Source organism: Saccharopolyspora sp. NPDC045941 (genome assembly GCF_056431445.1).
Map to the genome: position 1 here is coordinate 19504 of NZ_JBWKKU010000098.1, position 8934 is coordinate 28437.

The following is an 8934-nucleotide window of genomic DNA, read 5'->3' on the forward strand; positions in this document are numbered from 1 at the left end:
GATCCGCAGTCGAGGGGAAAAGACCGGACATGACCCAGGAGACCGCTGGGCCGGACGTCGACATTGCGTTGACCGAGACGCAGAACTGGGCCTCGCGCAGCCACCGCGAGCTCTACGAGGCGGTGCACACCGGCAACGATCCCGGCCGCGTCGGCCAGCTGGCCGACGAGTGGAACCGGTTGAGCAGCGAGCTGGCCGAATCCGCGACGCGCATGGGCGAGCGGCTGCGGGCCACCGAAGCGGGCTGGCAGGGCGAGGCCGCCGAAGCGGCGCGGTCGGCGATCCAGCAGCTGGCCGACTGGAACTACGACGCGGGCACGACCGCGGGCGCGATGGCGGAGCGGGTCGCGGTGCAGGGGCGGATCATGGAAACCGCCAGGGCCGAGATGCCCGAGCCGCTCGGGGGCGGTGAGATGATCAACGCGATGGCGGTCGTGACCTTCGCCACCGGCAACATGGAGGGCTTCCGGCAGGCCTGCGTCGACCTGAAGGCCCACCAGGACCGGTCCGCCTCCGCCCACGAGCAGGCGGTCCAGGTGATGACCTGGATGGAGGGCGAGTCCCGCAACATCGACGGCGACACCCCGAAGTTCACTCCCCCGCCGAACCCGGTCACGAACGACGAGCCGGTGCCACTGCAGAAGCAGCACGTGGCCGAGCGCGCCGAGCTCAAGCCCCAGAACGTGGGCACGGATCCGGAAGCGCCGAGCTCGACCTCGCCGAACTCCGCGCCGGGCGACGTCATGGAAACGCAGCGGCTGACCGCGAAGGTCGAGCCGCTGCAGGGCAGCCAGCCCGGTGGCGCCCCGACGCCGTTCCAGGGGCCGGGCCCCGGCGGTACCGGGCCGATGGATGCGCCGACGAAGACGTTCTCGGCTCCGCCGCTCGGCAACACCCCGACGATGGATCCGCCGACGAAGTCCTTCTCGGCTCCGCCGCTCGGCAACACCCCGACGCCGCTGGGCAGCACCCCGTCGATGGATGGCCCGACGCGGTCGTTCCGGCCACCGGAGATGCCGCCCCTCGGGGACTACCAGCCCAAGACCACGACTTCCCAGGGCACGAACGGTGTCCACCCGCCGGGCAACCTGCCGCCGCTCGGCGACGACCGGCAGCACACGCCGCGGCCGTTCCATGGGCCGGACGGCGGCCCCTACATGACCGGGCCGCGCGTGAACCGTCCCAACCAGCCCAACCGGCCCGGAAACCAGACCGGACCCGGCGGATGGCGCGGGCCGATCCCGCCGATCCCCGGCACCGGTGGCGGCCCGGGCGGACCCGTCATGCCCGGTTCCGGCCCCGGCGGTGGCTCGGGCTTCCGCGGCGGACCGGTCGGCCTGTCCAGCGCGGGCGGCGGTTCCGGTGTGGGCCCGGGCGGGACGTCGGGCGTGGGCCCCGGCGGCGTGTCGGGCACCGGCCGCGGACCCGACGGCGGGTTCGCCGGACGCGGGGGCGCCGGCATGCCCGGTCAGTCCGGCGCGGCGGGCGCTCCCGGGATGGGGCCGATGGGCGGTGCCCAGCGCGGCCAGGGCGAAGGCCAGGAGAAGGAACGCACCAGCAAGTACGTCGAGGGCGGCCCGGTGGTCGAGGTGCCTGGCGCCGACCTGCCGCCGCCGGTGATCGGCGAGGGCAAGCGGAAGAAGCAGCAGGGCCAGTGATGACCACGACAACAGCGCCGGACTTCGCGCTTTCCGCCGCCGAATTCGACCTCGTGCACGGCGCGCTCGGCCTGGGCCGCGTCCCGTTCCCGCTGGAGGTGCCGAGCCTCGGCGCGACGATGGAGGAGCGCGCCGAGCTCGCCGCCGACGCGTTCCGGTCGTTGTCCGGCCGCGGGTACGCGACGGGCGACCAGCTCGACCCGCGGCTGGCGGACCTGCTGCGGTTGCTCCACGAGAACGACACCTCGGTCGACGTGGTGGGCCACATCGGAGGCCCGGTGCAGGCCCTGGCCGCCGTCACCGGCCGCGCCGGCGTGCTCGCGCAGCTGGTGGCCGGCGAGCTGCACCTGACGGAGATCCGCCCGACCGCGCTGGCGATCGCGGCCGTCGGCGTGCTGCCGCCCAACGAACCCGGGCCGCTGCGGTCGATCTCGGTTCGCCAGGACCAGCTGGCCAGCGCCCTCGACGAGGACGACGACGATCCCTTCGGTGGCGATCTCGACGAAGAGGTGGCGCTGGCCAGGGCGGGGGTGCCCGCCCAGGACGCCGCGGCGCTGGCCGAGCTGGCGAACACCCGCCGCGCGGGCGGGCAGTTCGGCGTCTCCCGCGGCTCCGAACGGGCGTCGACGCTGGTCACCTGGTTCGACACGCACCAGGGCCGGTACCTGATGGTCAGCCAGGGTGCCTGGCTCAGCATCTCCCCGGCCGACAACCGTCGCATCGAGCGCCGCCTCGCCGAAGTCGTGTCCGCAGCGGCCTGAACAACCGAGGGGAAGCACCATGACCTTTGAGGTCGTCGCCGAGGAGCTGACCGCGCACGCGAGTCACCTGGACGGGCTGACCGACCGGCTGGACACCGCGATCTCGGCCGCCGAGACCGTGAGCATGTCCGACGAGGCTTACGGGATCCTGTGCTCCTTCCTGCCACCGATCGTCAACCCGATGGAGGAGGAAGGAATCGACGCCCTGAAGGCCGCGAAGGAGGGCGTCAGCACCACCGCCGACAACGTGCGCACGACGGCCAAGCAGTACGAGGAAACCGACCAGGCGAGCGCGGACTCCTTCACCCCGCTGGAAGAAGGCGTCAAGGTGCGCGAGTCGGCGGTCGCGTTGCGCGGCACGGAAGCGCCGACGCCTTTCAACGCGCCGGAGGGCGAGACGGTGGCTCGGCAGGCGCCGATGGGGTTTAGCGCGCCGGAGGGTGAGACGGCTGCTCGGCAGGCGCCGACGCCCTTCAACATGGCTGAAGGCGAGACGGTGGCTCGGCAGGCGCCGATGGGGTTTAGCGCGCCGGAGGGTGAGACGGCTGCTCGGCAGGCGCCGACGCCCTTCAACATGGCTGAAGGCGAGACGGTGGCTCGGCAGGCGCCGGCGCCCTTCAACGTGGCCGAGGGCAACCAGGCACCGACAGGGTTTAGCGCGTCGGAGGGCGAGCCGATGGCTCGGCAGGCGCCGACGCCCTTCAACATGGCTGAGGGCGAGACGGTGGCTCGGCAGGCGCCGGCGCCCTTCAACGTGGCCGAGGGCAACCAGGCACCGACAGGGTTTAGCGCGTCGGAGGGCGAGACGGTGGCTCGGCAGGCGCCGACGCGTTTTCAGCGTGACTGAGGGCGAAACGGTGGTCGCTCCGACGCAGTGGTCGGCGGCTCAGGGCAGCAGGCAGACCGCGGAGTAGAAATTCTTTGGAGGTAGTGCGATGCCGGGCGAAAGCCGAGGCGGGTTCGCCGCGATCGGGTCCGACCCCGACGAGGCCGAGCAGCGGATCCAGCAGTGGGCGCAGGGCTTCGCCGACAAGGCGCGGCGTTACCAGGAAGTGCAGCAGCAGACCGAGCAGCTGCGGCTGACCGCAGCCAGCTCGGACGGCCGCATCAAGGTGACGGTCCGCGCCGACGGCAGCGTGACGGACCTGGAGTTCACCGACAAGGTCCGCACGATGGCGCCGTCCGAGCTGGCCGCGCAGATCCTGTCCACGATGCACCGGGCGCAGTCCGACATCGCGAGCAAGGTCGGCGAGACGATGGCCGCCCACCTCGGCGACGAGGACCTGCAGACGCGTTCGATGATGCTGGACAACCTGCGCGAACGGTTCCCCGAGCAGCCCGAGGACCCGGAACCCGAACCGTCGGAAGCCTCGTCGAAGTGGGCACTCCCGGACGACGAGGAAGCCCCGAAGCCGCCGCCCGCACCGCCCGCACCGCCGGCGGCCGGGCCGACGCCGCCCGCCGCGCCGCCGAAGCGGCCCCGCTTCGAGGACGACGACGACGAGTTCGGCCCCGACTTCGATCCGCTGCGGGACTGACCTCCCGCCCTTTCCTTCCCGTTTCCTGTTACCTGGGGTGATGTCGTGACGAATCCGTTGGTTGCCCAGCGCGAGGACTCGACGCAGTCGTTCAGCGGTGTGCCGATCCTGGAGTCGGTCAACGACACGAAGAAGGCGATCGAGTCCGGGGACTGGGCGTCGGGCGTCATGGGGGCGGTGAGCACCGGCCTGGACGCGCTGGGCATGGCGATGGATCCGTTCGGCTCGATCCTCGCCGCCGGCGTGGGCTGGCTGATGGAGCACGTCGGCCCGGTCTCGGACGCGCTGGACGCCCTGACCGGCGATCCGGACGAGATCAAGGCGCATTCGGAGACGTGGAAGAACATCTCGGCGGAGCTGGGCGAGATCGGCACCGAGATGACCAACCTGGTCAACAACGACACGGGGAGCTGGATCGGCGAGGCCGGTGATGCCTACCGGAAGCGCAGCGAGGACACCGCCAACCTGATCGCGGCCGCGCAGGCGGCGGCCGACGGCGCGTCGAGCGGCATCGGCACGGCGGGCGAGGTCGTCGCGGCGGTGCGGACGCTGGTGCGCGACATCATCGCCGAGCTCGTCGGCCACCTGGTGAGCTGGGCGTTGCAGGTGCTGGCCACGCTGGGCATCGCGATGGCCTGGGTGGTGCCGCAGGTGGTCGCGGAGGTCGCCAAGGTCGCCGCCCGCATCGCCGACATCACCACGAAGCTGGTCAAGGCGATCAAGGCCCTGGCCCCGATGCTGAAGAAGCTCGGTTCCTCCTTCGGCGACGCCAAAGACGCCCTGAAGAAGATCAAGTCCGGCGACGGTTCGGCCCCGACCCCGAAGGGCCCGGCGTCGACCAAGTCGACGTCCAGCGACGGTCCCCCGACGAAGAGCAGCCCCGACGGCCCGGCTTCGACGTCATCGACGTCCAGCGACGGCCCGCCGACGAAGAACAGCCCTGACGGCCCGCCGCCGAAGTCGTCGCCGAACGACGGCCCGCCAACGAGGTCGGGGCCGGAAACGGGCCCGACGCCGAGCAACAACTCCCCGGCTTCGACGCGGTCGAACAACAAGCCGGATGGTTCCAGCAACAAGCCGGACAACCCCAGGGACCGGTCGGTCAAGGGCGAGGACATCTGCACCGGGGGCTCCGAGCCGGTCGACCTCGCCACCGGTCACATGGTGATGACCGAGAAGGACCTGGAGATCCAGGGCCCGCTGAGCCTGGTGCTGCAGCGGATGTACGTCTCGTCGTACCGGGCGGGGCGGTGGTTCGGACAGTCGTGGGCCTCGACGCTGGACCAGCGGCTGGAGGTCGACGCGGAGAACGTCTGCTACTTCTCCCCGGACGGGATGATCCTGGTCTACCCGCTGCCGTCGGCGGAAGCCCCGGTGCTGCCGGTCGAAGGCCCGCGGTGGCCGTTGCACCTGGACGAGGACGGCGGCTACAGCCTGGAGAACACGCAGCTGAACCAGATCCTTCGATTCGGCCCGCCGGCCGGGCGCGACCTGGTGCTGCCGTTGCTGTCGGTCGAGGACGAGGACGGTCGCCGGCTCGACGTCGAGCACCGCCGGTTCGGCCCGCCGAAGGCGATCCAGCATTCCGACGGGTACCGGGTGGAGATCGACAGCGAGCAGGAGCGGATCACCGCGCTCCGCGTGGTCGACCCGGAGCGCGACCTCGACGTGCTGGTGATGCGGTACGGCTACGACGCCAAGGGCCGCCTGGCCGAGGTGGTCAACTCCTCGGGCAAGGCGCTGCTGTTCCAGTACGACAGCGCGGGCAGGCTGACGGAGTGGCAGGACCGCAACGGATTCTGGTTCCGCTACATCTACGACGAGCACGGCCGTTGCGTCCGGACGGTGGGTGACAAGGGCTTCTTCGACTCCACCTTCACCTACGACGGGTCGATCACCCGGTACACCGATTCCCTGGGTGGCGTCAAAGAATTCGAGTTCAACGACGCGAAGCAGCTCGTGCGGGAGTCCGACGCGCTCGGCAACACCACGCTGTCGACGTGGGATCGCTACGACCGGTTGCTCGACCGGACCGATCCGCTGGGCCGGACCACCTACTACCAGTACGACAGCCTGGGCAAGCCGCGGTGGATCACGCGCCCGGACGGAAGCACCGTCCGGCTGAACCTCGCCGACGACGGCACCGTCGAATCGATCGAGGTGAAGGACGGCGAACGCGCCTGGGCCCGGGTTTACGACGACGAGGCGTTGGACCCGTTCGGCGGAAAGGTCGGCGTAGCACCGCGACTCAGCGTCGAGAGCATCCGATCCGGACGCGCCGAGACCACCGAACCGGAACTCACCGAGCCCGATCCCCGGCTGCTGGACCTGTTCGGACGCCCCCGGGAGACGACGACGCCGGGTGGCGGGCGGATCCAGCTCGGCTGGACCGTGGAAGGCCGTCGTTCCTGGCGCGTCGACTCGCTGGGCAACAGGGTGCAGTGGCGCTACGACCCCGAGGGCAACCAGATCGCGCAGGTCGACGAGATCGGCGGGGTGACCGCCACCGAGTACGGCCCGTTCGAGGTCGAGCTGGCCAGCGTCGACCAGACCGGGGCGCGCACCACGCGCACGTTCGACACCGAGCGGAGGCTGACCTCCGTCACGAATCCGCAGGGCCAGACCTGGCGCTACGTCTACGACCTCGCCGGCAGGGTGGTCGAGGAGCACGATTTCGACGGCCGGGTGCTGCGCTACGCCTACGACCCGGCGGGACAGCTCGTGCGCTCGGTCAACGGCGCGGGCGAGGAGACCGAATACGTCTACGACGCGCTCGGCAACCTGGTCGAGTGGCGGGCTCCCTCGGGCGTCACCAAGTACGCCTATTCACCCGTCGGCCACCTGAACCGGGCGACCAACGACGACGCCGTCCTCGAGTTCGAGCGGGACGACCAGGGACGCATCACCGCGGAGACCATCAACGGCCGGTCGGTCACGTTCGCCTACGACAGCGAGAACGGCGTGATACGGCGGCAGACTCCGTCCGGGGTGGCCAGTGCCTGGAACTACGACGCCGCCGGCCGGGCGACCGGCCTGTCCTTCGCCGGGCATTCGCTGAGCTTCGGCTACGACGCCGCCGGTCAGCAGATCAACCGCTCGATCGACGGTGCGGTGACCCTGGTGCAGTCGTACGACGGCGAGCAGCGGCTGACCTCGCAGGCGGTCACGGGACGCTCGGGTCAGCAAGTGCTGCTGCGGCGGTTCCTCTACCGGCCGGACGGCAAGCTGATCGGCACCGACGACGGGTTCTCCGGGAGCATTCGCTACCAGATCGACCCGTCCGGCCGGGTGGTCGAGGTCATCGCACCGGACCGGCGGGAGAGCTACCGGTACGACGGGTCGGGGAACGTCGTCGCGTCCAACGGCCTCAACGATGCCGAGACCGGTCCGCGGCGCTATGCGGGCAACAGCCTGATCGCCGCGGGCGCGGTCACCTTCCAGCACGACGCGCAGGGCAGGCTGGTCCTCCGCGCCGACAACACCGGCCGGAATTGGCGCTATGCGTGGGATTCCTACGACCGGCTGGTCGCGGTGACGACCCCGGAGGGCGTCATCTGGCGGTACCGGTACGACCCGGTCGGCCGGCGGATCGCCAAGCAGCGACTCGCTCCCGACCTGTCCACGGTGGCGGAGCAGACCGACTTCGCCTGGGACGGCGGGACGCTGATCGAGCAGGTGCACACCGACGCCAATGGCCGCCGCACGGTGACGACCTGGGCGCATCATCCGGACGACGACGCGCCCGTCGCCCAGCTCGAACGCGGCGCGGGTGCGCCGGAGCGGTTCCACTCGGTCATCACCGACCAGGTGGGGACGGCGACCGATCTGGTCGACCCCAGCGGAATGCTCACCTGGCACGGCCGGAACAGCCTGTGGGGCAGGGAATTGCCCGCCCCGCCGGCGGCCGCCGGCACGCCGCTGCGGTTCCCCGGCCAGTACGCCGACCTCGAAAGCGGCCTGAACTACAACGTTTACCGCTACTACAACCCGGCCACCGGTCGTTACCTCAGCCAGGACCCGCTGGGACTCGCCCCGGCCCCGAACCCCGTCGCCTACGTCGGCAACCCGCACAGCGCCAAGGACCCGCTGGGGCTGATGCCGAAGGGCGGCGGGAAGGGCGGCGGGAAGGGCTCGCAGGGGTCGCAGGGGGCCGCTGCGGGGTCGAAGGGCCAGACCGGGCGCAAGCACGGGGCCCCGAACACGCCGGAGACCGGGAACAACGGGCAAGGCCCTTCGAACCAGGGCGGCAGCAACACGGGCCGGCCGGAGCCCAAGGCGCTCGAGCAGAAGCCCGTAGGGACGTACGACGTGAACGGCAAGAAGTACAACGTCGAGGTCGAAGCCCACCAGAACAAGCACCAGAAGACTCACATCACCGGGATGGACAACACGAACGTCAGCAACTCCGGCGCCAACAAGTTCCCGGAGAACATCGGGGATCAGGCACACAAGGACTACTTCGGCAAGAACGCCGCGGAGATCGCGGACCTTAAACGCCAGGAGAAGTTGGAGGCCTACAAGGACGGGGGCACCGCCGACGCTCGTTTCGAGGCGAAGCGGGAGCGGGATCAGGCCTGGGAGGACCTCCGGAAGGGCGAGAAGTCCTACGCCGAGTACAAGGCTGCGAACGACCGCTACCAGGATGCCGCGAAGGCGGACGACAAGGCGAGCAAGGATCTCAACAAGATCAGCCACGACGGCTTCAGGCGCCCGGACGGATCGATCTACGAGGGCGCCAATCCAGCGCAGAGCGTCGATGGTGTCCGCTACCAGGTGTCGGGCAACTTCAGCGGCGGTTCCAACGACGTGAGCTACCACTGCTACCCGGGCACCAAGAAGCAGTCGACTTGGGACAACCAGTACGGCGACATGTTCAAGAAGTTCTAGTGTCGTGAGTCGTTGATTCATTGTCAGGTTGTTAGGGTGTGGTATGGGCGATGGTCGTGGACCGAAACTGGCCTTGCTGGAACTGAGCCA

4 protein-coding genes and 1 pseudogene are annotated in these 8934 nt (G+C 70.2%); all 5 read left to right on the plus strand.

What is annotated here, in order from left to right; genetic code table 11:
- The first annotated feature begins 29 nt into the window (after positions 1-29).
- The 5 genes and pseudogenes from AC07FN_RS42665 (at position 30) to AC07FN_RS42685 (ending at position 8844) form a co-directional block, all read left to right on the plus strand.
- Positions 30-1658, plus strand: coding sequence for a PPE domain-containing protein (locus AC07FN_RS42665; RefSeq protein ID WP_478400819.1), 1629 nt, complete (start codon positions 30-32; stop codon positions 1656-1658).
- A complete protein-coding gene (locus AC07FN_RS42670; RefSeq protein ID WP_478400820.1) occupies positions 1658-2419 on the plus strand; it encodes an ESX secretion-associated protein EspG in 762 nt (253 codons plus the stop codon). Before AC07FN_RS42665 ends, AC07FN_RS42670 begins: the two co-directional genes overlap by 1 nt.
- Before the next feature lie 19 nt (positions 2420-2438).
- Positions 2439-2723, plus strand: a pseudogene (locus AC07FN_RS42675) (type VII secretion target); the annotation flags it as partial.
- Positions 2724-3354: 631 nt separating this feature from the next.
- Complete coding sequence (locus tag AC07FN_RS42680; protein ID WP_478400821.1) at positions 3355-3957, plus strand: YbaB/EbfC family nucleoid-associated protein; 603 nt, start codon at positions 3355-3357, stop codon at positions 3955-3957.
- 45 nt (positions 3958-4002) lie between these two features.
- Complete coding sequence (locus AC07FN_RS42685) at positions 4003-8844, plus strand: DUF6531 domain-containing protein (protein ID WP_478400822.1); 4842 nt, start codon at positions 4003-4005, stop codon at positions 8842-8844.
- Positions 8845-8934 lie beyond the last annotated feature (90 nt).

What these genes read in the sequence shown, in the direction of transcription:
- AC07FN_RS42665 (WP_478400819.1), top strand. Translation starts at nt 30, where the DNA reads ATGACCCAGGAGACCGCTGGGCCGGACGTCGACATTGCGTTGACCGAG.
- AC07FN_RS42680 (WP_478400821.1), top strand. Translation starts at nt 3,355, where the DNA reads ATGCCGGGCGAAAGCCGAGGCGGGTTCGCCGCGATCGGGTCCGACCCC.
- AC07FN_RS42670 (WP_478400820.1), top strand. Translation starts at nt 1,658, where the DNA reads ATGACCACGACAACAGCGCCGGACTTCGCGCTTTCCGCCGCCGAATTC.